The following is a 23,272-nucleotide window of genomic DNA, read 5'->3' on the forward strand; positions in this document are numbered from 1 at the left end:
GATGACCACTCGTAGAGGCGAGAACGGGTAACATAATAACGTCTCTCACTAAACTCGTCGCTGCCCATGCCTATTACACCCCTTGCCAGTCGTCCCCACGATCACTCCCACTGCGTGCACAGCGCGCTGTCCGAGGCCGACGCCATCTGCGCGCGCCAAGGGTTGCGCCTGACCGCCCTGCGGCGGCGCGTGCTGGAACTGGTCTGGCAAAGCCACAAGCCACTGGGCGCCTACGACATCCTCGCGGTGCTCAGCGAGCAGGACGGCCGCCGCGCCGCGCCGCCAACCGTCTATCGGGCGCTGGACTTCCTCTTGGAAAACGGCCTGGTACACCGGATTTCGTCGCTCAACGCCTTCGTCGGCTGCAACCATCCGGAGCACGCCCACCAAGGCCAATTCCTGATCTGCCGCGAATGCCACGCCGCCATCGAGCTGGAACAGAAATCCATCAGCGATGCCATCGTCGCCAGCGCCAGGGATGTCGGCTTCGTCGTCGACACCCAGACCGTCGAAGTCGTCGGCCTCTGCTCCGGCTGCCAGGGGGCCTGATGAGCAACGCGCTGATCCGCCTCGAGCAGGTGGCCGTGACGTTCGCCGGGCAGAACGTGCTGGACAACATTCACCTGAGCGTCGAGCCGGGGCAGATCGTGACCTTGATCGGCCCCAACGGCGCCGGCAAGACCACCCTGGTGCGCGCCGTGCTGGGTTTGCTCAAGCCCGACAGTGGCAGCGTCTGGCGCAAGCCCAGGTTGCGCGTCGGCTACATGCCGCAAAAACTCCACGTCGACCCGACGCTGCCGCTGTCGGTGCTGCGTTTCCTGCGCCTGGTGCCTGGGGTGGACCGCGCCCGGGCCTTGGCTGCGCTCAACGAGGTCGGCGCCGAACAGGTGATCGACAGCCCGGTGCAAAGCGTGTCCGGTGGCGAGATGCAACGCGTGCTGCTGGCCCGCGCCTTGCTGCGCGAACCCGAATTGTTGGTGCTCGATGAGCCGGTGCAAGGCGTCGACGTGGCAGGGCAGGCCGAGCTGTACAGCCTGATCACCCGCCTGCGCGACCGCCATGGCTGCGGCGTGCTGATGGTCTCCCACGATTTGCACCTGGTGATGAGCACCACCGACCAGGTGGTCTGCCTCAACCGCCACGTCTGCTGCTCCGGGCACCCCGAGCAGGTCAGCGGCGATCCGGCCTTCGTCGAGTTGTTCGGAAAGAACGCACAAAGCCTGGCGATTTATCACCACCACCATGACCACGCCCACGACCTACATGGCTCGGTGGTCAGCGCCCCTTCTGCTTCCAAACATGTTCATGGAGACGGCTGCAAGCATGGCTGATTTTCTGTTGTACGCCCTGCTCGCAGGCTTGGCACTCGCCCTGGTCGCCGGTCCGCTGGGTTCGTTCGTGGTCTGGCGGCGCATGGCCTATTTTGGCGACACCTTGTCCCACGCGGCACTGCTGGGCGTGGCCCTGGGGTTTCTGCTGGATGTCAGCCCGGCCATCGCGGTGACCGTTGGCTGCCTGTTGCTGGCGGTGGTGCTGGTCACCCTGCAACAGCGCCAGCCACTGGCGTCCGACACGCTGCTGGGCATCCTCGCGCCGAGCACGTTGTCCCTCGGGCTGGTGGTGCTGAGCTTCATGCGCGACGTGCGGATCGACCTGATGGCCTATCTGTTTGGCGACCTGCTGGCGATCAGTCCGACGGACCTTGCCTGGATCCTGGGCGGCAGCGCGGCGGTGTTGCTGCTGCTGGTGGCGCTGTGGCGACCGTTGCTGGCGGTCACCGTCCATGAAGAACTGGCGCGGGTCGAGGGTTTGCCGGTGGTCAGCCTGCGCTTGGCGCTGATGCTGTTGATTGCGGTGGTCATCGCCGTGGCGATGAAGATTGTCGGTGTGTTGCTGATTACGTCATTGCTGATCATTCCGGCGGCTGCGGCACAGCGTCACGCCCGCTCGCCCGAGCAAATGGCCTTGGGTGCGAGCCTGCTGGGCATGCTCGCGGTGTGCGGCGGCCTGGCCCTTTCCTGGTTCAAGGACACCCCGGCCGGCCCGTCGATCGTGGTCAGCGCCGCTGCGTTGTTTCTGCTGAGTTTTGTCCTGCCCCGTCGAGGGGTGTAGACTTGCTCGCTTTTTGCGCAAATAGAGAGTCGCAGGAATGAAGCCGTTCGCCTCCCGTTATCTGCTCCTTGTCGCATTTTCCCTGCTGCTGGGCGCGTGCCAGAGTACTCCGCCGGTCACCCAGGCCCCCGATACGCGGGGCCCGGCCATCGCGCAGCTCGAACAAAGCTTGGCCAGCAATGAGCTGGCCACCGCTGAAGGCCAGTTGGCCGCCTTGCAAGCCCAGTCGCCCGAAGACCCGACGCTGGAACCGTACCAGCGGCAATTGGCCGAGGCGTACCTGCGCCGCAGCCAGATCGACCTGCAAAAAGGCGATGTCAACGCCGCCGCCACCGCCCTGAGCCGTGCCCGAGCGTTGATGCCCAAGGCCCCAGCGCTCACTGGCGAGGTCAACAGCGCCATTGCCGAAGCCCGCAAGGCTGATCTGGAAAAAGCCGAGGCCGACCTCAAGGCCGCCGAAGCCAAACCGGTCGCCAAGGTGATCGACCCGAGCGCACCCAGCACTACCGTTGCGCTCAACATAGCCGATATCCAGCAAATGCGTCGGCAATTGGACGCCATCGCCGCCGATGTGGTGAATTATCAGTGCGACGTCAGCATCCAGGCGCCGCGTACCGATGATTATCCGTGGTTGGCGACGTTGCTGAGCAAGCGGGTCAAGAAACTGGATCCGGGGTTTGACCTGAAGCTGCAGAAGCAGATTTTGCGCAGTGTGCCGGCGCAGGTTGTGCTGACGCCGCGTAAGCCCTAAAAAGCTTCGTCGGAACGCCGCCCGGAGCAAGCTCGCTCCCACAGTGGTTTTGTGTCGATCACAAAATCTCATGTGGGAGCGAGCCTGCTCGCGAAGGCGTCCCTACTAGCAACAAGCTTCTTTCAGGCAGCCATCAAGCCGGAACCGCCTTCGCCTTGGGCTCCCGCGCCCAAACCCGATGCTGAGCAATCGCCGCGAAAAACCGCGAAAAACCGCTCGCATCCGCATCTTCGATCAACCCCGCATCCACCTCCAGCTTCAACTCCACCAACAACTGCCGGGCCTCACCATGAAGCCCGATGGCTTTCAGATGCTTGTAGGCCTCCAGCACGTAATGCAACGCCACGCCGTCGCGACTCAAGGCCTTGATCGACTCCGCGCCACCGGGCACGAACACCGCGTCAAAGGCAATCGACGGCAAGCCTTCCATGGACGCATCCACCGCCAGGGTTTTCCCATCGGCCGTGGTGACCGGCGCCGAGGTCGGCCCCAGCACTTTGGCGTGGGCGCCCTCAGCCTCCAGAGCCTGCTTGAGCGTATCGATGATTGCGCCATCGACACCGTTGGCCACCAACACCGCCACTTTGCGCGTCTTGATGTCGCCGGACAGCAGGTTCGCCTGGCTCAAGGCCGGGGATTGCTCCAGCGATGGCGTTGGAACATCGACAGTTCCAGCGGTCGGTGCCGGCAAGCCGAGGTTTTTCGCTACCCGCCCGGCCAGTTCCAGGTCGATGTTGGCCAGGATCTCATTGACCTGCCGCGCCCGGATGACCTCCCGCTCGACCTTGCCCAGCTCGAAGCTGTAGGCGGCGATGATGTGCTCTTTTTCGTGGGGGCTCATGCTCTTGTAGAACAGCCGCGCCTGGGAGAAATGATCGGCGAACGAATCGCTGCGTTGGCGGATCTTGTAGGCATCGATACGCTCTGGGTAACTTTCGAAGCCGCCGTCCTGCGGGCCGGGCGGGGTTTCTTTTGGCCAGCCGCCGTCAATGGAGTTCGGCTCGTAGGACGCACGCCCCTTATCGATGGTGGTGCGGTGCATCGCGTCACGCTGGCCGTTGTGCACGGGCGTAATCGCACGGTTGATTGGCAGCTCATGAAAGTTCGGCCCGCCGAGTCGGCTGATCTGCGTATCGGTGTAGGAAAACAGCCGGCCTTGCAGCAGCGGGTCGTTGGAAAAGTCGATGCCCGGCACGATGTGCCCAGGGCAGAAGGCGATTTGCTCGACTTCGGCGAAGAAGTTGTCCGGGTTGCGGTTCAGCACCATCTTGCCCAACGGGGTGATAGGCACAAGTTCTTCGGGAATGATCTTGGTCGGGTCAAGTAGGTCGAAGTCGAATTTGTGCTCGTCCTCCTCGGCAACGATCTGCACGCCGAACTCCCATTCCGGGTAGTCGCCCATCTCAATGGATTCCCACAGGTCGCGACGGTGGTAATCGGTGTCCTTGCCCGCGAGTTTCTGGGCTTCGTCCCACACCAGGGAACAGGTCCCGGCCTTGGGTCGCCAGTGAAACTTGACGAAGCTACTGCGGCCTTCCGCATTGATCATACGGAAGGTGTGCACCCCAAAGCCCTGCATCGTGCGTAGGCTTTTTGGAATGGCCCGGTCAGACATCGCCCAGATCACCATGTGGGCCGATTCCGGCACCAGCGAGACGAAATCCCAGAACGTGTCGTGGGCCGAGCCGCCCGTAGGAATTTCGTTATGGGGCTCGGGTTTTACCGCGTGGACAAAGTCTGGAAACTTCACCGCGTCCTGAATGAAAAACACCGGCATGTTGTTGCCCACCAGGTCGAAGTTGCCTTCGTCGGTGAAGAACTTCACGGCAAAGCCGCGCACGTCCCGCACGGTGTCACCGGACCCCCGTGGACCTTGCACGGTGGAAAAGCGCACGAACACTGGCGTCTTTTTACTCGGGTCTTGTAGGAAACCAGCCTTGGTCAGGGCCGCATGGGATTCATAGGCCTGAAAGTAGCCATGGGCACCGGTGCCGCGGGCGTGAACGATGCGCTCCGGGATGCGCTCATGGTCAAAGTGCGTGATTTTCTCACGCATGATGAAATCTTCCAGCAACGAGGGCCCGCGTGGGCCGGCGCGCAAGGTGTTCTGGTTATCGGCGATCTTCACGCCCTGGTTGGTGCGCAGCGCCTGCTCGGTGGCGTCGGAGCGAAACTGTTCCAGGCTTTCGAGCTTGGCGTTGGTGTTACCGCGGTCCAGGGTGTCGGTCCCGGCCAGCTGGCTCTTGTCGACCGTGGGCTTGTTGATACTCATCAGGCATGACTCCTCTTTGCGTTCCTCGCTGTGGCCAGGACTCTTGAGTTCGATGCCGCAGGTGCAGGACCCGGGCATTTGGAGTGGCTTAATGAGTGACCCATGCCGTTTGGCTGTGTTCCTTTTTTATGGCCTTTGGTCGCGTTATTGCCAAATGACTGGTCCGATCGCAAATAAATGCTAAGAACCTCTATACGGACAGGCTAAAATGCGCGCCCGGCTAACCGCTGATCCTTTTCCAACGCGCCCCACAAGGTTCGCTACGTGATCGAGTTTCAAAACGTCCATAAAACCTACCGGGTTGCCGGTAGGGATATCCCCGCCCTGCATCCGACCAGTCTGACGATTGAGAACGGTCAGGTCTTCGGCCTGATTGGCCATTCCGGTGCAGGAAAAAGTACCCTGCTGCGCCTGATCAATCGCCTGGAAGATTCCACGGGCGGCAAGATCATTGTCGACGGCGAAGAAGTCACCGCCCTGGACGCCAGCGGCCTGCGCCGCTTCCGCCAGCAAGTCGGGATGATCTTCCAGCACTTCAACCTGCTGGCGTCCAAGACCGTGGCCGACAACGTGGCACTGCCGCTGACCCTGGCCGGCGAGTTGTCCCGCAGTGACATCGACCGCCGCGTCGCCGAGTTGCTGGCGCGGGTAGGGCTGTCCGACCACGCCCGCAAATACCCGGCGCAGCTGTCCGGCGGCCAGAAGCAGCGCGTCGGCATCGCCCGCGCCCTGGCGACCAAACCCAAGATCCTGCTGTGCGACGAGGCCACCAGCGCCCTCGACCCGCAGACCACTGCCTCGGTGCTGCAACTGCTGGCAGAGATCAACCGCGAGCTGAAGCTGACCATCGTGCTGATCACCCATGAAATGGACGTGATCCGCCGCGTTTGCGACCAAGTGGCCGTGATGGACGCCGGCGTGATCGTCGAGCAAGGTCCGGTGGCCGAGGTGTTCCTACATCCGAAGCACCCGACCACCAAGCGTTTTGTCCAGGAAGACGAGCAGATCGACGAAAGCGAACAGCGCGACGACTTCGCCCACGTCCCAGGGCGCATCGTGCGTCTGACGTTCCAGGGCGACGCGACCTACGCGCCATTGCTCGGCACCGTCGCCCGGGAAACCGGTGTGGACTACAGCATCCTGGCCGGTCGCATCGATCGCATCAAAGACACCCCCTACGGGCAACTGACCCTCGCCATCACCGGCGGTGACATGGAGGCGGCGTTTGCCCGCTTCACCGCGGCTGATGTCCACATGGAGGTGCTGCGCTGATGGAATTTTTTGCAAACGTCGACTGGCTGGAAATCTGGCTAGCCACCGGCGACACCTTCCTGATGCTGTTCGGCTCGCTGCTGTTCACCGTGCTGCTCGGCTTGCCCCTGGGCGTGTTGTTGTTCCTGTGCAGCCCGCGCCAGTTGCTCGAAGCCCGCGGCGTTTATGCGCTGCTGTCGCTGATCGTGAACATCCTGCGTTCGCTGCCGTTCATCATCCTGTTGATCGTGATGATCCCGTTCACGGTACTCATCACCGGCACCTCCCTGGGCGTGGCCGGCGCGATCCCACCACTGGTGGTCGGCGCGACACCGTTCTTCGCCCGCCTGGTGGAAACCGCCCTGCGCGAAGTCGACCGCGGCATCATCGAAGCCACCCAAGCCATGGGCGCGACCACAAGGCAGATCATCGTTAACGCCTTGCTGCCAGAAGCCCGCCCGGGCATTTTTGCCGCGATTACGGTGACAGCGATTACGCTGGTGTCCTACACGGCCATGGCCGGTGTAGTCGGTGCCGGTGGTCTGGGCGACCTGGCGATCCGCTTCGGCTACCAGCGTTTCCAGACCGATGTGATGGTGGTCACGGTGGTGTTGCTGCTGGTGCTGGTGCAAGTCCTACAGACCGTGGGCGACAAACTGGTTGTGCATTTCTCTAGAAAATAAGGCCTCGCGGCCAATAAACCATGAGCCGGCCATTCGCTGGCAGGCGCCAAGAGCAGGCGCCCCACAAGGAGTTAGCTGAATGAAAAAACTACTGGTTGCCTTCGCTGCCGCCGCCGCGTTTTCCGCCCACGCCGCCGACACCCTGACCGTCGCGGCCACGCCGGTGCCGCACGCGGAAATCCTCGAATTCATCAAGCCGGCCTTGGCGAAGGAAGGCGTGGACCTCAAGGTCAAAGTCTTCACCGACTACATCCAGCCCAACGTACAGGTGGCGGAAAAGCGCCTGGACGCCAACTTCTTCCAGCACCAGCCGTACCTGGATGAGTTCAACAAGGCCAAGGGCACGAACCTGGTGAGCGTGGCCGGTGTGCACCTGGAACCCCTGGGCGCGTATTCCAGCAAGTACAAGGCACTGACCGAACTGCCGGGCGGCGCCAACGTGGTGATCCCGAACGACGCCACCAACGGCGGCCGTGCGCTGTTGTTGCTGGCTAAAGCTGGGGTGATCAAGTTGAAGGACTCGGGCAACATCCTGTCCACCACCAAGGACATCACCGAGAATCCAAAGGATCTGAAATTCCGTGAGCTGGAAGCGGCGACCATTCCGCGGGTGCTGACCCAGGTGGATCTGGCGTTGATCAATACCAACTATGCGTTGGAGGCCAAGCTTGATCCTTCCAAGGATGCGCTGGTGATCGAAGGTAACGACTCGCCTTATGTGAACATCTTGGTGGCCCGTCCGGATGACAAGGACAGCGAGGCGATGAAGAAGCTGGTTGCGGCGCTGCATACGCCGGAAGTGAAGGCTTTTATTCTTGAGAAGTATAAAGGCGCGGTTTTGCCGGCGTTTTGAGCTGATTAGGTGGTGAAAAAACGGGGCTGCGTGGGAATGCGGGCCCGTTTTTTATGCTCGGAAATATGCGTGTCGCGCAGAGATTCGCAAGATCGGCATTCATCAAATTTGATTGACCGAGTGTCCTGCAACAATACTGATCCCAACGCATGAGGGGTGACTCTCGTGCCTACCTTCCGAGGCCCGCTTGAGAGAAATCTCTGTGGGCTTTCGTGTTTCTAGAGCGTTAATAAAGCGAACCCGACACAAGATGTCAGGTTTGCTTTTGGGAAGAATGTTTATCTGCTATCGCGGGTCAACGTTATCCAACACCCGATTCGCCAGCAACGAACTCAGCTCAATCAGTTGCTGGATGCCGAGGAGGATGTGACGGCGAGGGCCTTCCAGGTCGAAAGCCAAGTTGCTGACCATCGCATCAGCTGCCGCCAGGGTTTCGCTGAGGTTGGCGAGGAGGGATTCGTTGTCGGCGTTTTTTGTGACGGTGAAGAGCTGGTCCGGTTGGGACGTATCTTCGGATTTTTCCGGTTTTGGTCGCAGGTAATAATCCAAGGCGCGATTGGTGGCTTCGTCGTGTTTCTTGGCTTTGGATTTGGTTCTCGGGGTAGCTTGGTCCGCCTCTGGCGGATTCGGGGTAGGCTTGAACATGTACTAAGTCCTGTAAGTGATGCCGCAACCCTCTAGCTACTAAACAAGGGGTGGCAGCTGTACGCAGGTTAGTAGACCGGGGACTTAGCAAGCCGGCGCGCCCGAGGGCGCCCTGCGCACAACCGCCATCAAATACAGGCATGGAAATACCTGACTGATAGGAGCCTTGCACCTTACTAAATACCAACGGGCTACTAAACCCGACCACTGATGGGCAGTGGCAGGAAAACAATAGAGCCCTGGGGACAAGGTGCCAAGCCGGCGAATTCTGGCGTAGTTGTAGGCAAAGGCGCAAGGATGTGTGGCTCGGTGAAAGGATTACAGCGCAAGAGTAAACAGATCGTCTAATTACTCCTCGATACCGTGGCGAGGGAGCTTGCTCCTGCTCGGCGGCGCAGCCGTCACAACTGATTTATGCGGTTTGTCTGTAGGAATGTGTCGGTCTTTTTGGGGCTGCTGCGCAGCCCAGCGGGAGCAAGCTCCCTCGCCACGAATGGTTGACCGGCTTGAGGATGCGGGGAGATGCCCCTCGCTCGATACGGAGGCTACTTGTCTTTCGGTCCCAAAAGGAGGGGCGGAGGGCCGATCCATAGTTCCGCTTCATTGTTCGACAACCCTCATGATAAATTCCCGCCGCGACCTCTAATCGATAGAGGGCATTCAGGGAGAGAAATCAGTGATCAAGTCTTTGTTGGTTGGGGCGTTGCTGGCAATGGCATCCGCATCGGCATCCGCGATGAGTTGCGATAACCCTAGAAACGCCTATGACAGAACCTACTGCGCGTCGCTGAAAATGGTTCAGTCGGATCAGGACATCAACGATCAATACAAGAAGACGATGAGTGCCCTGAACCCGGATCAAAAGAAAAAGGTGAAAGCCGCTCAAATCCAGTGGATCAAAAATCGTGACAGCGCCTGCTCCAACGATGGCCTGCTCTATCTGGACTGTGCCAACGAGAAGACCGAGGCGCGCATCGTCATTCTCAAGGCTGTCGAGCGCGAGTGCCGTGCTGCCGGTTGCGACGACGCCAAGCTGTCGCAAGTCGAGTAACCGATAAGCACGTCGGACTTGCCGTCGTACTCCAAGAAAAAACCCGACTTTAAGCGTCGGGTTTTTTCTTTGTGATCCGTGCTACGCAGCGCCACGCTCGACCATCGCGCGCCATGTTTGGACACTAGGACGTTCTTGCATCCTGGCGTGCCACGCGCGCAGTGCGGCACATTCATCAGGCACGGGGAGCTGCACCAGCGAGGCGAAGATCATGCCGCCCAATACCGCAATGTCGGCCATCGAAAATCTGTCGCCCGCCACAAAGGGCTGGTCTTTGAGCAAGTTGTCGAAATAGCGCATACCTCTGATCGCCTTATCGCGCATCCGGCCGCCCCACTCGGCATTCTGGTACAGCTCGACCTCTGGGCCGAGGCCCGGCGTGGCATGGTGGAAGTATGTGCTGACGGCGTCGAGAAACTCGATCTCGGCACGCTTGGTCATCATGTGGATGAGGCCTTTTTCAACAGGCGTTTCGCCCGTCAGCGTCGGTTCGCCGACCAGGCTGTCCAGGTACTGGGTAATCGCCGTGCATTCGGCGATCCGCGTCCCATCGCTCAGCTCCAGGACGGGCAATGTCCCCGAGTAGTTGATGGCGCGGAATTCCGGTTTCTTATGCTCACCGGTCCAGAGATTCACTGGAATGAATTCGATTTTTGGCAACAGGCCTTTTTCCGCCAGTGCAATGCGCACGCGGGCGGGGTAGGGGCCGTTGAACCAATCGTAGATTTTCATTTCAGGAACCGTGGAAATGTCAGCGTGTGGATGTGAAGAAGACATGATTGGAATACCTGCCTGTCAATTGGTAGGTAAAAGACTGGACCGATATTTTGGCACTGTCAATCCCCTACCTGACAATTGGCAGGTAAGCGAATCTGGGCGTAGAATCGCATTCAAATGAGTGCATCGACTAGGTAAACGAGGCTGCAACGTGAACGAAAATGCTCGAGAAGCCATCTTGGCGGCGGCGAAATCCGCTGCCCAACTGCACGGTTACAGCGGGATCAATTTCCGTAGCATTGCCGACCAAGTAGGCATCAAGAACGCCAGCATTTACTACCACTTTCCGAGCAAGGCGGGGTTGGCTGCTGCGGTCGCGGAACGCTATTGGCGGGACGTGCAGCGGGCACTAGACGAGATACGCGCCGCCAATGCCGAGCCAAAAGTGTGCTTGCAGCTGTACCCGTCCCTTTTTCGAAAATCGCTTGAGGACGGCAACAGGCTGTGTCTGTCCAGCTTCATGGCCGCCGAATACGAGGACCTTCCCGATGAAGTCTTGCGGGAAATCCGGGCATTTGCGGACGTTAACGTAACGTGGCTCGCCCAGGTGTTGGCGGATGCCGGAATGGGCAGCGCAGCGGAGTGTGAACGTAGAGCCCTGGCCATTTACACCGCTGTGGCGGGTGCTCAGTTAATCGCGCGGACTCGGGCGGATGTCGGTCTGTTCGATGATCTGATTTTGAGCTACCGGGAGGCAGGATTGATCCCGGCCTGATTCCTGTAAAGAAGATGATGCAGTTTGTTTGTAGGAATGGTTGGGGCTGCTGCGCAGCCCAGCGGGAGCAAGCTCCCTCGCCACGGGGTTTCGGTTCAATCGGGGCCTTGGGTGTAATTCAGTTGTTTGCGTTGGTGGCAGGGTGCCACAATCGCCGTTTTCGTTGCGTCACGATCAGGTGGATCAAATGGATGGCCCAAGATCTCGGAACGGCCAGGCTTCTTTCATAGCCGAGCAGGTGCGAACGGACCGATTGCAGCAACTGTTTCGCCAGTCCGTTTCTGCGGTTTTCGGCAGTTACCTGGCTGCCATCATGCTGAGTTGGCTGTGTTGGGATCGGTTTGAGCACAGCGTCATTTTTTGGTGGATTGCCATCCTGACCGCATCGACGCTGTTGCGTATCGCGATGTTTGTCGCCTATTTCCGCAGCGACGAAAGTGAACGTACACCGCAACGCTGGGAGCGCCGATACTGGGTCACGCTGGTGTTATCCGCCAGCATCTGGGGCGGCGGGGCGTTTGTGCTCATGCCGGCGGATGATCTGTTGTCCCAGGCGTTGGTCATGCTCTTCACCGTCGGAATGTCCGTCAGCGCGGTGTCCTGCTATTCGGCTTACCGCGACATGACGCTGGCTTCCATTGGCGTGGTGCTGTTCCCTTGCACCGCCTGGCTGCTGTTTCAACCGTCGCCGATTCAAGTCGGCATGGCCCTTTCGATCCTGGTGTTTGCGGCATTTGCCGCCCGGGCCACGCACAAAATGTCCGAGGCACTGGAAATCGCCTTTCGACTCACCCGTGAAATGGAACAGGCGAACAGCATTTCGACCCGTGCCGCACAAACCGATGAACTGACCGGCCTGAAGAGTCGGCGGGCTTTTTTCGAGCATGCCCAGCAGCTATATGACGAATGTAAGAGCAGCCGGTTAGGGTTGTGCGCCGTCATGTTGGACATGGATCACTTCAAGCACATCAACGACACCTACGGCCATCAAGTGGGAGACCAGGTTTTACGCGAGATGGGGACGGTGATCAGTTCATCATTTAGGGCAACCGATATCCACGGACGACTCGGTGGGGAAGAGTTCGCCATTCTGCTTCCGGATACGTCCATCGAAGTCGCGACCCAAATTGCAGAACAGCTCATCGATACGATTTCGGGCTTGGTGATCGAGCCTGTTCAGGGCATATCCGCCAGCCTTGGCGTGGCGTCGACGGGGGCCTGTAATAAGGACCTTCACAGCTTGATGAACGATGCGGATAAGGCCCTGTATCGGGCGAAGGCGTTGGGGCGTAATCGAGTGGCGGTTGCTTAGTTGGGTTGATTTGTATTAACAGTCGGAATTCGATCGTTCCTCACGCTCTGCCTGGGAACGATCTCAATAGACTGGGCCTGCCTTTGTCGATGTCGGCTACGCGGATCGAGCTTCGGCTTTAGACAGGTCTATGGAAGCTCTGATGGCATCAATTGCGTCTTGAGCGAGCGCCATAACGATCGTTGTACTGGTTTCAATCCGACTGATGATGTCTTCTCTCGGACCCTGCTTCCAGGCAGCGCTTGCATAAAAAACTGCTTGAGATACCTGGCGATGGCTTTCGTTTTCATAGGAGCGAATCAGGTGATAGCTGTCACTATCATGTAATGAGCAGCCATAAGAAACGACATCCATGCCCGCCTCCAGGTGAAGCGGAACACTGACATTCTGCATTACTTTGTGAAAATCCAATCCCGATCCTGGGCTTAAGGTGTACGTCAGGATTTCAATAATTCGAGTCATTCCAAATCTTCCATGTGGCGTTTCCACGGGAGCATCCGCGCATTTCAGCTTACGCCATCAGGGCGAGCTGCGTTACGGCACGCGTTGGATGATCGAGAAGCCCATCATCGGCCTGTGAGTTTCCCTCCCTTTGAGAGTCTGCAATTGCGCGGGCCCTGCTGATTCCCTAGGCGCGTCCTCCCCTTGCTTCACCTCGCGGCTCACGCGGGCTGGCGATACTGCAAAGCCTAAAAAATAAATTTCCTTCCATATCAACTAGTTAATTCAGATTCAAAAGATTTTCCAAAATTTATCTTGCGCGCAAATTATTCATCCGTTAACTTTATCGCAACTAGTTAGCGCGCAAACATTTAGCGCCAAACTAAATCGATCAAACCCATCAGCAAGCGAGGAAACACCATGAACGTTCTCTACACCGCAGTCGCAACCTCCACCGGTGGCCGTGATGGCCGTGCTGTTTCCAGCGACAAGATTCTCGACGTGAAACTGGCCACTCCAAAAGCCCTGGGCGGCGCTGGTGGTGAAGCTACCAACCCTGAGCAGTTGTTCGCCGCCGGCTACTCGGCCTGCTTCATCGGCGCATTGAAGTTTGTCGCCAGCCAGAGCAAACGCAGCATTCCTGCTGACGCCTCGATCACGGCACACGTCGGCATCGGCCAGATCCCTGGCGGTTTCGGCCTGGACATCGACCTGCACATCAGCCTGCCAGGCCTGGATCAAGCCGATGCTCAAGCGCTGGTCGACGCGGCTCACCAGGTTTGCCCGTACTCCAACGCGACTCGCGGCAACGTCGACGTCCGTTTGCACGTGACCGTCTAACTCACATCATCTAAAGGATCAGGACATGAACACTCTCGGCAAAACTCTCGTTGGCTCGCTTCTGGCGCTGTCGCTCAGCAACGCGTTTGCGACTTCTTTTGTTCAACCTACGTTCGCTGAGGGTGGTTCGGATCGCCTGATCGAAAGCCGTGTCGCTGAAGGTGGCTCGGATCGATTGATCCAGAACCGCGTCGCTGAAGGCGGCTCCGATCGACTGATCCAAAACCGCATAGCGGAGGGCGGCTCGGATCGACTGATCCAAAACCGCATAGCCGAGGGCGGCTCGGATCGACTGATCCAAAACCGCATAGCCGAAGGTGGCTCGGATCGACTGATCCACAACCGTGTCGCCGAAGGTGGCTCGGATCGACTGATCGAAAACCGCGTGGCCGAAGGCGGCTCGGATCGTCTGATGGAAAACAGAGTGAGCTGAACGATCCCTTCACCACTCCGAAAGCCGGTCGAACCCACCCATGTTGCTTCCAAAACAAAAGCGCCGCTTATCTCTCACGAGGAAGCGGCGTTTTTTTTCAACGTGGCATAAGTCCTAGACGATGCTATCCACCACACCGCCATCGACGCGCAGCGCCGCTCCGGTGGTGGCCGAGGCCTGTTCCGAACTGGCGTAGATGATCATGTTGGCGACTTCCTCGACGCGCGCCGCGCGCTGGATGATCGAGGTGCTGCGGTGCTCGTTGACGAAATCTGCCGCGACCTTTTCCAGGCTTTCCCCGCTGCGCTCGACGTCTGCCTGGAGCATCTGGGCAACGCCTTCGGAAAGGGTCGGCCCTGGCAACACCGAGTTCACCGTCACACCCGTGCCGGCGAGGCGCTTGGCCAGGCCGCGAGCGATGGACAGTTGCGCGGTTTTGGTGAAGCCGTAGTGGATCATGTCGGCAGGAATGTTCACGCCCGATTCCGACGAGATAAACACAATCCGCCCCCAACCGCGCTCGACCATGCCCTGGGCGTAGGCCCTGGAAATTCGCACGCCGGACATTACGTTGGTTTCGAAGAAGCGCTGCCATTCGCTGTCTGGCGTTTCGAAGAAGTCTTGCTGTTTGAAAATGCCCAGGTTGTTGATGACGATATCGAAGCTTGGGTGCTTGGTGACGAGTGCCTGGCAACCGGACTCATGGCTGAGATCGCCGACAAAGCCAGTCGCCCTTGAAGAGAGGGTGCCCAAGCGTTGCAACGCATCCTCCACACTGCTCTCGCTGCGACCGTTGATGACCACGTGGGCGCCGGCTTCCAGGAAGCCTTTGGCGGTCGCAAAACCTATACCGCTGGTGGAACCGGTGACCAGGACGTGACGTCCGGTGAAGTCGATGTTCATGAGGGGACTCCTTGATGAATAGACCAGAGGAAGTGCGATCGTTCTGGCTGGACAGTCATCCAACGGACGTAGAGATGGCGTTGCCATCCCGACGTCGCCGATATCGCAGGTCTTTAATCATGGACACAATTGAGGCTTTGCGCCTCTTTGTGATCAGTCAGTCATCAGGAAGCCGACCACACGGCCAGTTCATAACCATCCGGATCGATAAAGTGGAAACGTCGGCCACCCGGAAAAGCGAACACTTCACGGCAGATGGTCGCCCCTGCGGCTTCGAGCCTGGATTGAGTGGCTTCAAGGTCATCGGCGTACAAGATGATCAACGGGCCGCCCGGGCGCACCGGTTCGCCGGTCGTGAAGCCACCGGTCAGGCGACCGTCGCTGAATTCGGTGTAGGTCGGGCCGTAGTCGACGAAATTCCAGCCAAACACACCGCCATAGAAGTCTTTGCTTCGGGCGATGTCGTTGACATTGAACTCGATGTTATCGATCTGACGGTCTTTTCCGCGAATGCCCATTGATGCTTCCTTGGCGAGTGGGGACAAGCAAGCTTAGGGCATCAGCCGACATTCATGTAAATGTGCCGGCCTCTTCGCGAGCAAGCTCGCTCCCACAGGGGTTGGTGGTGTTTGCTCATGGGGTGGGGCTGCTGCGCAGCCCAACGGGAGCAAGCTCCCTCGCCACAAGATTCGGTAGACCAACCTTTCAGGCCTGCGCGCTGAATCGCTGTGCAGCACGCCGTGCAAGCATCGCGGCTTCGGTCTCTCGCGTCGCCCGTTCGCCTTTGTAGGCCAGTTGGTTGAAAAACAACCCGTCCGAAAACTCCTGGGGAGACACCGAGCCTCTGGGTTTGAGCATCGGCGCCAAGTCGATGGTGTTGGCGAAGTTTTCCTTGGTCAGGTTGTAGCGGCCCAAGTAGCTGCCGGACCAGGGCGAGTCGGCGTCGACCATGTCGATAGAGGCGTCGCGGAACGCAACGGCTGCGGTTTTCAGGTCGCTGGATTCATTGAGCAAATCGGTCAGCCGCTGGGTGTCTGCGCTGCTGAGTTGGCCGGCCGTGTTGAGCACCTTGAGTCGGCCATCGGCCTCGACGGTGAAGCCGTACTTCTTGCCGGCCAGGTCCGGATGGGTTGCCGACAGCGTTGACTGGAAGGTCTCGAAAGAGGTCTTCAGGGTGTTTTTCGCGCTCTCGGCAAGTGCGGCGAATCGAGGGAAGTCTGGCGATTGGGAGCGACCGACCCAGGTTTCGATGACCACTGGCGATTCCACCATGATCTGGGCGTCGTCACTGGGGTGGTAGATCGCTGCAGGGCCGGCGTTTGCCAGCTGCTTTACGGCGTCTGCGGGAGGATTGGTTACCAGCTTCTGGTCGGAGCGGGTGAGGTTGGTGTTGGCGGGAGCGATAGCGGCAGAGCTAACTGAGAATTCCATTTCATCGGTCCATGATTGGCGGATACATCGGGTTATCGACAGCGGGGGACCGAGCTTTAGGAGCGAGGGCTGCTGCGCAGCCCGGCGGGAGCCAAGCTCCCTCGCCACAGGAGAGTGGCGTCCGTGGTTATGCGGCGGCTGACGGGGCGCTATCGCGAGCAGGCTCGCTCCCACAGGGATTTGGGATGGATGTGATGCGTGTGAATGACCTGGAAAAATTGTGGGAGCTGAGCTTGCTCGCGATGGCGGCGGCGCATTCAACATCGATGCAAGCAGACCCACCGCTATCGCGAGCAGGCTCGCTCCCACAGGGATTTGGGATGGATGCGATGCCTGTGAATGACCTGGAAAAACTGTGGAAGCTAAGCTTGCTCGCGATGGCGGCGGCGCATTTAACATCGATGCAGGCAGACCCACCGCTATCGCGAGCAGGCTCGCTCCCACAGGGATTTGGGATGGATGCGATGCCTGTGAATGACTTGGAAAAACTGTGGGAGCTGAGCTTGCTCGCGATGGCGGTGGCACATTCAACATCGATGCAGGCAGACCCACCGCTATCGCGAGCAAGCTCGGTTCCCACCGGGGTCTTGGGTGTTCACAGTTTCTGCATCCACCATAAATCCCAAGCCGCCTCGCTCATATGAAGCAACAGGCCTTCAGTACCACCGCGCCTCGCCCGGCGGGCGTTTCTTGAAGCGTTTCATGCTCCACATGTACTGGCTTGGGTAGGCCCGTACATAGCGCTCCACCACTTGGCTCATGGCGGCGCACGAGGTTTCGGTGTCGGTGCTGTACATCGCGTCCGGGGCGGCTTCGAGGATGACTTTGTAGCCCGAGCCGTCCGGCAGGCGCAGGGCATGAAGGAACACGCCGACTGCTTTACCGCCAGCCAGCATGTTCGGCACGAACTTGCTGGTCAGGGCCTGGGTGGCGAAGAAGGGCACGAAGATGCCGGCGGATTCGGACGGTTCCGGGTCGGCGGGAATGCCCACCTGGCCGCCTTTGCGCACTTCCTTGATGACGCTGAGAATGCCTTCCTTGGTCGACGCCGCGACTTTGTTGCCCAACTGTACGCGTTGTTTTTGCAGCAGTTCATCCACCGCCTTGAGCTTGGGCGGACGGTAGAAAATGATCGGTTTGCACTGGCTGCAATAGAAGTGGTTGAGCACTTCCCAATTGCCCAGGTGGCTGGTGATGCCAACCACGCCTTTTCCGGAAGCCAGGGCTTCTTTCAGCACTTCCAGGCCTTCGACTTCGCGCACCAGTTCGATGGAACGCTGGGCCGGCCAGATCCAGGCGCAGGCGCTTTCGGTCAGGGATTTGCCGATGTCCTTGAGGCTCTGGCCCACCAGGCGTTCGCGCTCGGCCGGGTCCATCTCGGGAAAGCACTTGGCGAGGTTGATCCGCACCACGTCGCGGGAACGGTTGGGAAATTTCCACATGAGCCAGCCAATCGCCGAACCCACTGCCTGCACCGCTCGCCAGGGCAGCAGCGCAAACAACCGCAGAGCGCCGACCAGCAAGGCGCCTTTCAACTTATCCACAGGTCACTCCTGAATGTATGGGCCGTGTTGCGAGCCGGCTATTCTAACCGCCGTTTACCAACTCGGCGTAGCGGTCGCAGTCCTGGGTGTGGTCCATGACCATGCCCGAGGCCTGCATCAACGCATAACAAATGGTCGGGCCGACGAAAGTGAATCCGGCTTTCTTCAGGCCTTTGCTCATCGCCACTGCCTCGGGCGTGATGGCCGGCACTTCGGTGCGGTCCTTGAAATGATTGATGATGGGTTGGTCGCCCACGAACGACCAGAGGAACGCCACCGGGTCTTCCAGCGCCAGCCAGGCCTGCGCATTGCGGCGGGCGGCCTTGAGCTTGAGACGGTTGCGGATGATACCGGGGTCGAGCATCAGTTCATCGATTTCCGCATCGCTCATTTGCGCCACCCGCTGCACATCGAAGCCGTACAACACTTCCCGGTAGCGCTCGCGTTTGCGCAAAACGGTGATCCAGGACAACCCGGCCTGGAACCCTTCGAGCAAAAGCAACTCGAACAAACCCTGCGCATCGCGCAGCGGCGTGCCCCACTCCTGATCGTGATAAGCCATGTACAACGGATCGTCAGAACACCAAAAGCAGCGTGGCATAAGGCTCCAGGGGGCGTGCGCACGAACGAATCGGGTATACTCCCGCTCTTTAAATCGCAGCCCAAGAAACAGGTGAATTTCGTGAGCCAGCCTACGCCAGCCGTGCGTACCTTCCAAGACTTGATCCTCGCCCTCCAGCAATACTGGGCCGAGCAAGGTTGCGTGGTACTTCAGCCCTACGATATGGAAGTAGGCGCCGGCACTTTCCACACTGCCACGTTTCTGCGTGCCATCGGCCCGGAAACCTGGAACGCCGCTTATGTGCAGCCCAGCCGCCGCCCGACTGACGGCCGCTACGGCGAAAACCCGAACCGCCTGCAGCACTACTACCAGTTCCAGGTGGTGCTGAAGCCGAACCCGGAAAACTTCCAGGAACTGTACCTGGGCTCCCTCAAGCACGTCGGCCTCGACCCGCTGGTGCACGACATTCGTTTCGTCGAAGACAACTGGGAATCGCCAACCCTGGGCGCCTGGGGCCTGGGCTGGGAAGTCTGGCTCAACGGCATGGAAGTGACTCAGTTCACTTACTTCCAGCAAGCGGGCGGCATCGAGTGCTACCCGGTTACCGGCGAGATCACCTATGGCCTGGAACGCCTGGCCATGTACCTGCAGGGCGTGGATTCGGTCTACGACCTGGTGTGGGCCGACGGCCCGTTCGGCAAAGTGACCTACGGCGACGTGTTCCACCAGAACGAAGTGGAGCAGTCCACCTACAACTTCGAACACGCCAACGTCGAGAAGCTGTTCGAGCTGTTCGATTTCTATGAGAGCGAAGCCAAGCGCCTGATCGAGCTGGACCAGCCGCTGCCGTTGCCGAGCTATGAAATGGTGTTGAAGGCGTCCCATACCTTCAACCTGCTGGACGCACGCCGGGCGATTTCCGTGACCGCGCGCCAGCAATACATCCTGCGTGTACGCACCCTGGCGCGTTCTGTTGCGCAAGCCTACCTGCTGGCCCGTGCCAAGCTGGGCTTCCCGATGGCGACCCCGGACCTGCGTGATGAAGTGTTGGCTAAGCTGGAGGCTGCACAATGAGTGCTCAAGATTTTCTGGTTGAACTGGGCACCGAAGAACTGCCACCCAAAGCCCTGAACACCCTGGCCGATGCGTTCCTGGCCGGTATCGACAAGGGCCTGCAAGCCGCCGGCCTGAGCTACGAAGCCAAACAGGTGTACGCCGCGCCGCGCCGCCTGGCCGTGCTGATCACCGCCCTGGCGACCCAACAGCCGGACCGCAGCATCAACCTCGATGGCCCGCCGCGCCAGGCCGCGTTCGATGCCGACGGCAACCCGACCCAGGCCGCCCTGGGCTTCGCCAAGAAGTGCGGCGTGGACCTGAGCGAAATCGACCAGAGCGGTCCGAAGCTGCGCTACAGCCAGAGCATCAAGGGCAAGCCGACCGCCAGCCTGTTGCCGACCATCGTCGAAGACTCGCTCAATGACTTGCCGATCCCCAAGCGCATGCGCTGGGCTGCGCGCAAGGAAGAGTTCGTACGTCCAACTCAGTGGCTGGTCATGCTGCTCGGTGACCAGGTCATCGATTGCACGATCCTGGCCCAGAAGGCCGGTCGCGATTCCCGCGGTCACCGCTTCCATCACCCGCAAAGCGTGCGCATCACCTCGCCGGCCAACTACCTGGCCGACCTGCGTGCCGCCTACGTGCTGGCCGACGCCAACGAGCGCCGCGAGCTGATCAGCAAGCGCACCGAAGAGCTGGCCACCCTGCAGGAAGGCACCGCCATCGTGCCGGCCAGCTTGCTGGACGAGGTGACCGCGCTGGTGGAATGGCCGGTGCCGCTGGTGTGCTCGTTCGAGGAACGTTTCCTTGAAGTGCCGCAGGAAGCACTGATCACCACCATGCAGGACAACCAGAAGTACTTCTGCCTGCTGGACGCCGAAGGCAAGTTGCTGCCGCGCTTCATCACGGTCGCCAACATCGAAAGCAAGGACCCGCAGCAGATCATCGCCGGTAACGAAAAAGTCGTTCGCCCGCGCCTGACCGATGCCGAGTTCTTCTTCAAGCAAGACAAGAAACAACCCCTGGAAAGTTTCAACGAGCGCCTGCGCAACGTGGTGTTCCAGGAGAAACTCGGCAGCGTCTACGACAAGGCCGAGCGCGTGTCCAAACTGGCCGCGTTCATCGCCCCACGCATCGGCGGCGATGCCCAGCGCGCCGCCCGTGCCGGCATCCTGTCCAAGTGCGACCTGTCCACCGAAATGGTCGGTGAGTTCCCGGAGATGCAAGGCGTCGCCGGTTACTACTACGCCCTCAACGATGGCGAACCGCAGGATGTGGCCCTGGCACTGAACGAGCAGTACATGCCCCGCGGTGCCGGCGCTGAGCTGCCGACCACCCTGACCGGTGCGGCCGTGGCAATCGCCGACAAGCTCGACACCCTGGTGGGCATCTTCGGCATCGGCATGCTGCCCACCGGCAGCAAAGACCCGTATGCCTTGCGTCGCGCGGCGCTGGGCGTGTTGCGGATCCTGATCGACAAGCAATTGGACCTGGACCTGAACGACGCCGTGGCGTTCGCCGTCAATGCGTTCGGCAGCAAGGTCAAGGCCGCCGGCCTGGCCGATGCGGTGCTGGAATTCATCTTCGACCGTCTGCGTGCGCGTTATGAAGATGAAGGCGTCGACGTTGCGACCTACCTGTCGGTGCGTGCCCTGAAGCCGGGCTCCGCCCTGGACTTCGACCAGCGCGTACAAGCGGTGCAGGCGTTCCGCAAATTGCCGGAAGCGGCAGCGTTGGCGGCGGTGAACAAGCGCGTGTCGAACCTGCTGGGCAAGGCCGAAGGCAATATCGCGGCCACCGTCGAAGCCAAGTACTTCGACAATGCCAACGAGTTCTCCCTGTATTCGGCGATCCAACAGGCGGACCAGGCGGTCCAGCCGATGGCGGCAGCGCGTCAGTACAGCGAAACCCTGGCGCGCCTGGCGGCACTGCGCGAGCCGGTGGATGCGTTTTTCGAGGCGGTGATGGTCAATGCCGAAGACCCCAAAGTACGGGCCAACCGTTACGCGCTGCTGGCGCGTCTGCGTGGGCTGTTCCTCGGCGTCGCCGATATTTCGCTGCTGGGGTAACGCTTGAAACTGCTGATTCTCGATCGGGACGGGGTGATCAATCACGACTCCGACGCTTACATCAAATCGGTGGAGGAGTGGCTGCCGCTGCCCGGATCGATCGAAGCCATCGCGCAGTTGAGCAAGGCCGGCTGGACGGTGGCGGTGGCCACCAACCAGTCGGGCATTGGCCGCGGTTACTATGACCTCACGGTCCTGGACGCCATGCACGAGCGCTTGCGCGCCCTCGTGGCGGAGCAGGGCGGGGAAGTCGGCTTGATCGTCTATTGCCCGCATGGGCCGGACGACGGCTGCGATTGCCGCAAGCCCAAGCCGGGCATGTTGAAAACCATTGCCGCGCATTACGATGTGGCTTTGGCAGGTGTGTGGTTCGTCGGTGACAGTCTCGGTGACCTGGAGGCGGCCAAGGCCGTCGATTGTCAGCCAGTTTTGGTAAAGACCGGGAAAGGCGAGAAGACTCTGGGCAAGACCCTGCCGGTGGGCACCTTGATTTTTGACGACCTGGCGGCGATTGCCGCTGAACTTATCCACAATTAGAGCTCCCAAGACATCCTGATCAAGGACTGTTCGGGAAGCGCTTAAACAGGCGGGCAGTGCCCGCAACGGTAAACGCCGCTATGTCGATATTGCAGGCCATCAGAAGCTTCCTCTTTTACCTGCTGCTGGGCACCAGTTCCTTGTTGTGGTGTTCCTTGAGTTTTTTTATCGCGCCTTTTTTGCCGTTCCGGGCGCGCTACCGTTTCATCAACGTGTACTGGTGCCGCTGCGCACTGTGGCTGAGCAAGGTGTTCCTGGGCATTCGCTATGAAGTGAAGGGCGCCGAGAACGTGCCGGACCGGCCCTGCGTCATTCAGTCCAACCACCAGAGCACCTGGGAGACGTTCTTTCTCTCGGCCTATTTCGAGCCGTTGAGTCAGGTTCTCAAGCGTGAACTGCTGTTCGTACCGTTCTTCGGCTGGGCCATGGCGATGCTGCGCCCGATTGCCATCGATCGCGACAACCCCAAACTGGCGCTCAAGCAAGTGGCGAAGAAGGGTGATGAGCTGCTGAGGGACAATACCTGGGTGCTGATCTTTCCCGAGGGCACCCGTGTTCCTTACGGGACGGTTGGAAAGTTCTCCCGCAGCGGTTCCGCATTGGCGGTGAACGCTGAACTTCCGGTGCTGCCGATTGCACACAATGCTGGCAAATTCTGGCCAAAGGCTGGCTGGATCAGGACGCCGGGGGTCATCACCGTGGTGATCGGCGCGCCGATGTATGCCGAAGGCACTGGCCCCCGCGCCATCGCCGAGCTCAATGACCGCGTACAAGCCTGGAATGAACAGGCACAACGGGACATGGGCTCGCTTCCTCCCGGCCCTGTGGCGGAAGTCCCTACGGAACAAGCCGCTGTTTGAGATCTGTGGATAACCTGTGTACCGTTTTTTCGGAATTCGTTGTTTTTATGCTGTATGTATTTGTTTTTAATACATATTTCCTAAACACATAAAAGCCGTGTTCAGGTGCATAAGTTTTTATAGCACTCAAAAGATCGCAGCCTTCGGCAGCTCCTACAGGTTGTAATCCAATCC

At 59.8% G+C, this 23,272-nt stretch carries 26 protein-coding genes; 17 read left to right on the forward strand and 9 right to left on the reverse strand.

The genetic code is table 11. From position 1 onward, the window contains the following. The first annotated feature begins 66 nt into the window (after positions 1-66). The 4 genes from zur to J3P88_RS00230 are packed head-to-tail and all read left to right on the forward strand — an operon-like array spanning position 67 to position 2,863. Positions 67-549: a zinc uptake transcriptional repressor Zur gene (gene zur, locus J3P88_RS00215; RefSeq protein ID WP_245145387.1), complete on the forward strand. Its 483-nt coding sequence runs from the start codon at positions 67-69 to the stop codon at positions 547-549. After that, positions 549-1,331 carry a zinc ABC transporter ATP-binding protein ZnuC gene (znuC, locus tag J3P88_RS00220; protein ID WP_186728484.1) on the forward strand — a complete coding sequence of 261 codons (783 nt, stop codon included), beginning with the start codon at positions 549-551 and terminating at the stop codon, positions 1,329-1,331. Before zur ends, znuC begins: the two co-directional genes overlap by 1 nt. Continuing rightward, on the forward strand, positions 1,324-2,112 hold the full coding sequence (znuB, locus tag J3P88_RS00225; RefSeq protein ID WP_186728483.1) for a zinc ABC transporter permease subunit ZnuB: 789 nt from the start codon (positions 1,324-1,326) through the stop codon (positions 2,110-2,112). The genes znuC and znuB overlap by 8 nt, the downstream gene beginning before the upstream one ends. A gap of 37 nt (positions 2,113-2,149) precedes the next feature. After that, the gene (locus J3P88_RS00230; protein WP_186706435.1) at positions 2,150-2,863 is read left to right on the forward strand and encodes a PA5502 family lipoprotein; all 714 of its coding nucleotides are present in this window, start codon (positions 2,150-2,152) and stop codon (positions 2,861-2,863) included. Between the two features lie 133 nt (positions 2,864-2,996). Here J3P88_RS00230 and katE read toward each other — a convergent pair whose 3' ends face one another. Then, on the reverse strand, positions 2,997-5,135 hold the full coding sequence (gene katE / locus J3P88_RS00235) for a catalase HPII (RefSeq protein ID WP_434573344.1): 2,139 nt from the start codon (positions 5,133-5,135) through the stop codon (positions 2,997-2,999). Positions 5,136-5,399: 264 nt separating this feature from the next. Between katE and J3P88_RS00240 the strand changes: the two genes are divergently transcribed. The 3 genes from J3P88_RS00240 to J3P88_RS00250 all read left to right on the forward strand — a co-directional run bounded on the left by J3P88_RS00240 (position 5,400) and on the right by J3P88_RS00250 (position 7,922). Then, a complete protein-coding gene (locus tag J3P88_RS00240) occupies positions 5,400-6,407 on the forward strand; it encodes an ATP-binding cassette domain-containing protein (protein ID WP_186706437.1) in 1,008 nt (335 codons plus the stop codon). Next, positions 6,407-7,069, forward strand: coding sequence for a methionine ABC transporter permease (locus J3P88_RS00245; protein ID WP_030139002.1), 663 nt, complete (start codon positions 6,407-6,409; stop codon positions 7,067-7,069). The genes J3P88_RS00240 and J3P88_RS00245 overlap by 1 nt, the downstream gene beginning before the upstream one ends. 79 nt (positions 7,070-7,148) lie before the next feature. Then, entirely contained in the window at positions 7,149-7,922 is a 774-nt protein-coding gene (locus J3P88_RS00250) for a MetQ/NlpA family ABC transporter substrate-binding protein (RefSeq protein WP_434573348.1), read from the forward strand. A 285-nt stretch (positions 7,923-8,207) separates the two neighbouring features. On the opposite strand, the gene J3P88_RS00255 is transcribed toward J3P88_RS00250, so the two are convergent. Then, positions 8,208-8,567 (reverse strand): DUF6124 family protein, encoded by a 360-nt coding sequence (locus tag J3P88_RS00255; RefSeq protein ID WP_434573349.1) that lies wholly within the window; start codon positions 8,565-8,567, stop codon positions 8,208-8,210. A gap of 676 nt (positions 8,568-9,243) precedes the next feature. On the opposite strand from J3P88_RS00255, the gene J3P88_RS00260 reads away from it, so the two are divergent. Beyond that, positions 9,244-9,618 (forward strand): lysozyme inhibitor LprI family protein, encoded by a 375-nt coding sequence (locus J3P88_RS00260; RefSeq protein WP_033062452.1) that lies wholly within the window; start codon positions 9,244-9,246, stop codon positions 9,616-9,618. A gap of 81 nt (positions 9,619-9,699) precedes the next feature. Here the strand turns inward: J3P88_RS00260 and J3P88_RS00265 are convergent, their stop codons facing one another. Further along, positions 9,700-10,350 (reverse strand): glutathione S-transferase, encoded by a 651-nt coding sequence (locus J3P88_RS00265; RefSeq protein WP_434573351.1) that lies wholly within the window; start codon positions 10,348-10,350, stop codon positions 9,700-9,702. Between the two features lie 196 nt (positions 10,351-10,546). Here J3P88_RS00265 and J3P88_RS00270 point away from each other — a divergent pair, with 196 nt between their 5' ends. Both J3P88_RS00270 and J3P88_RS00275 read left to right on the forward strand, forming a co-directional pair. Beyond that, positions 10,547-11,110 carry a TetR/AcrR family transcriptional regulator gene (locus tag J3P88_RS00270; protein WP_434573353.1) on the forward strand — a complete coding sequence of 188 codons (564 nt, stop codon included), beginning with the start codon at positions 10,547-10,549 and terminating at the stop codon, positions 11,108-11,110. A gap of 187 nt (positions 11,111-11,297) precedes the next feature. Then, entirely contained in the window at positions 11,298-12,422 is a 1,125-nt protein-coding gene (locus J3P88_RS00275) for a diguanylate cyclase (RefSeq protein ID WP_434573355.1), read from the forward strand. A 96-nt stretch (positions 12,423-12,518) separates the two neighbouring features. Here J3P88_RS00275 and J3P88_RS00280 read toward each other — a convergent pair whose 3' ends face one another. Then, positions 12,519-12,884: an NIPSNAP family protein gene (locus tag J3P88_RS00280; protein ID WP_434573357.1), complete on the reverse strand. Its 366-nt coding sequence runs from the start codon at positions 12,882-12,884 to the stop codon at positions 12,519-12,521. Between the two features lie 399 nt (positions 12,885-13,283). On the opposite strand from J3P88_RS00280, the gene J3P88_RS00285 reads away from it, so the two are divergent. Together J3P88_RS00285 and J3P88_RS00290 are read left to right on the forward strand one after the other, a co-directional pair. Continuing rightward, a complete protein-coding gene (locus tag J3P88_RS00285) occupies positions 13,284-13,703 on the forward strand; it encodes an organic hydroperoxide resistance protein (protein WP_030139009.1) in 420 nt (139 codons plus the stop codon). Between the two features lie 25 nt (positions 13,704-13,728). Next, on the forward strand, positions 13,729-14,136 hold the full coding sequence (locus J3P88_RS00290; RefSeq protein ID WP_434573359.1) for a hypothetical protein: 408 nt from the start codon (positions 13,729-13,731) through the stop codon (positions 14,134-14,136). Between the two features lie 114 nt (positions 14,137-14,250). Here the strand turns inward: J3P88_RS00290 and J3P88_RS00295 are convergent, their stop codons facing one another. From J3P88_RS00295 to J3P88_RS00305, 3 genes are all read right to left on the reverse strand, one after another. Further along, on the reverse strand, positions 14,251-15,039 hold the full coding sequence (locus J3P88_RS00295) for an SDR family NAD(P)-dependent oxidoreductase (RefSeq protein WP_186706446.1): 789 nt from the start codon (positions 15,037-15,039) through the stop codon (positions 14,251-14,253). A 164-nt stretch (positions 15,040-15,203) separates the two neighbouring features. Next, positions 15,204-15,557 (reverse strand): VOC family protein, encoded by a 354-nt coding sequence (locus J3P88_RS00300; protein WP_434573362.1) that lies wholly within the window; start codon positions 15,555-15,557, stop codon positions 15,204-15,206. A 187-nt stretch (positions 15,558-15,744) separates the two neighbouring features. Next, the gene (locus tag J3P88_RS00305) at positions 15,745-16,470 is read right to left on the reverse strand and encodes a hypothetical protein (protein ID WP_434573364.1); all 726 of its coding nucleotides are present in this window, start codon (positions 16,468-16,470) and stop codon (positions 15,745-15,747) included. 185 nt (positions 16,471-16,655) lie between these two features. Between J3P88_RS00305 and J3P88_RS00310 the strand changes: the two genes are divergently transcribed. Next, positions 16,656-17,114 carry a hypothetical protein gene (locus J3P88_RS00310; RefSeq protein ID WP_434573365.1) on the forward strand — a complete coding sequence of 153 codons (459 nt, stop codon included), beginning with the start codon at positions 16,656-16,658 and terminating at the stop codon, positions 17,112-17,114. Between the two features lie 12 nt (positions 17,115-17,126). Here J3P88_RS00310 and J3P88_RS00315 read toward each other — a convergent pair whose 3' ends face one another. Further along, positions 17,127-18,014 (reverse strand): lysophospholipid acyltransferase, encoded by an 888-nt coding sequence (locus tag J3P88_RS00315; RefSeq protein ID WP_207963584.1) that lies wholly within the window; start codon positions 18,012-18,014, stop codon positions 17,127-17,129. A gap of 43 nt (positions 18,015-18,057) precedes the next feature. Next, positions 18,058-18,615, reverse strand: coding sequence for a DNA-3-methyladenine glycosylase I (locus tag J3P88_RS00320; protein WP_186706450.1), 558 nt, complete (start codon positions 18,613-18,615; stop codon positions 18,058-18,060). Positions 18,616-18,696: 81 nt separating this feature from the next. On the opposite strand from J3P88_RS00320, the gene glyQ reads away from it, so the two are divergent. The 4 genes from glyQ (at position 18,697) to J3P88_RS00340 (ending at position 23,098) form a co-directional block, all read left to right on the forward strand. Continuing rightward, positions 18,697-19,650: a glycine--tRNA ligase subunit alpha gene (gene glyQ, locus J3P88_RS00325; protein WP_003177094.1), complete on the forward strand. Its 954-nt coding sequence runs from the start codon at positions 18,697-18,699 to the stop codon at positions 19,648-19,650. Further along, positions 19,647-21,701 carry a glycine--tRNA ligase subunit beta gene (glyS, locus tag J3P88_RS00330; RefSeq protein ID WP_434573368.1) on the forward strand — a complete coding sequence of 685 codons (2,055 nt, stop codon included), beginning with the start codon at positions 19,647-19,649 and terminating at the stop codon, positions 21,699-21,701. Before glyQ ends, glyS begins: the two co-directional genes overlap by 4 nt. A 3-nt stretch (positions 21,702-21,704) precedes the next feature. Continuing rightward, on the forward strand, positions 21,705-22,238 hold the full coding sequence (gene gmhB / locus J3P88_RS00335; RefSeq protein ID WP_434573370.1) for a D-glycero-beta-D-manno-heptose 1,7-bisphosphate 7-phosphatase: 534 nt from the start codon (positions 21,705-21,707) through the stop codon (positions 22,236-22,238). An 80-nt stretch (positions 22,239-22,318) separates the two neighbouring features. Continuing rightward, complete coding sequence (locus tag J3P88_RS00340) at positions 22,319-23,098, forward strand: lysophospholipid acyltransferase family protein (protein WP_250961599.1); 780 nt, start codon at positions 22,319-22,321, stop codon at positions 23,096-23,098. Positions 23,099-23,272 lie beyond the last annotated feature (174 nt).

It is taken from the genome of Pseudomonas sp. Z3-6 (genome assembly GCF_051131985.1).
Classification (GTDB): Bacteria; Pseudomonadota; Gammaproteobacteria; order Pseudomonadales; family Pseudomonadaceae; genus Aquipseudomonas; species Aquipseudomonas zanjanensis.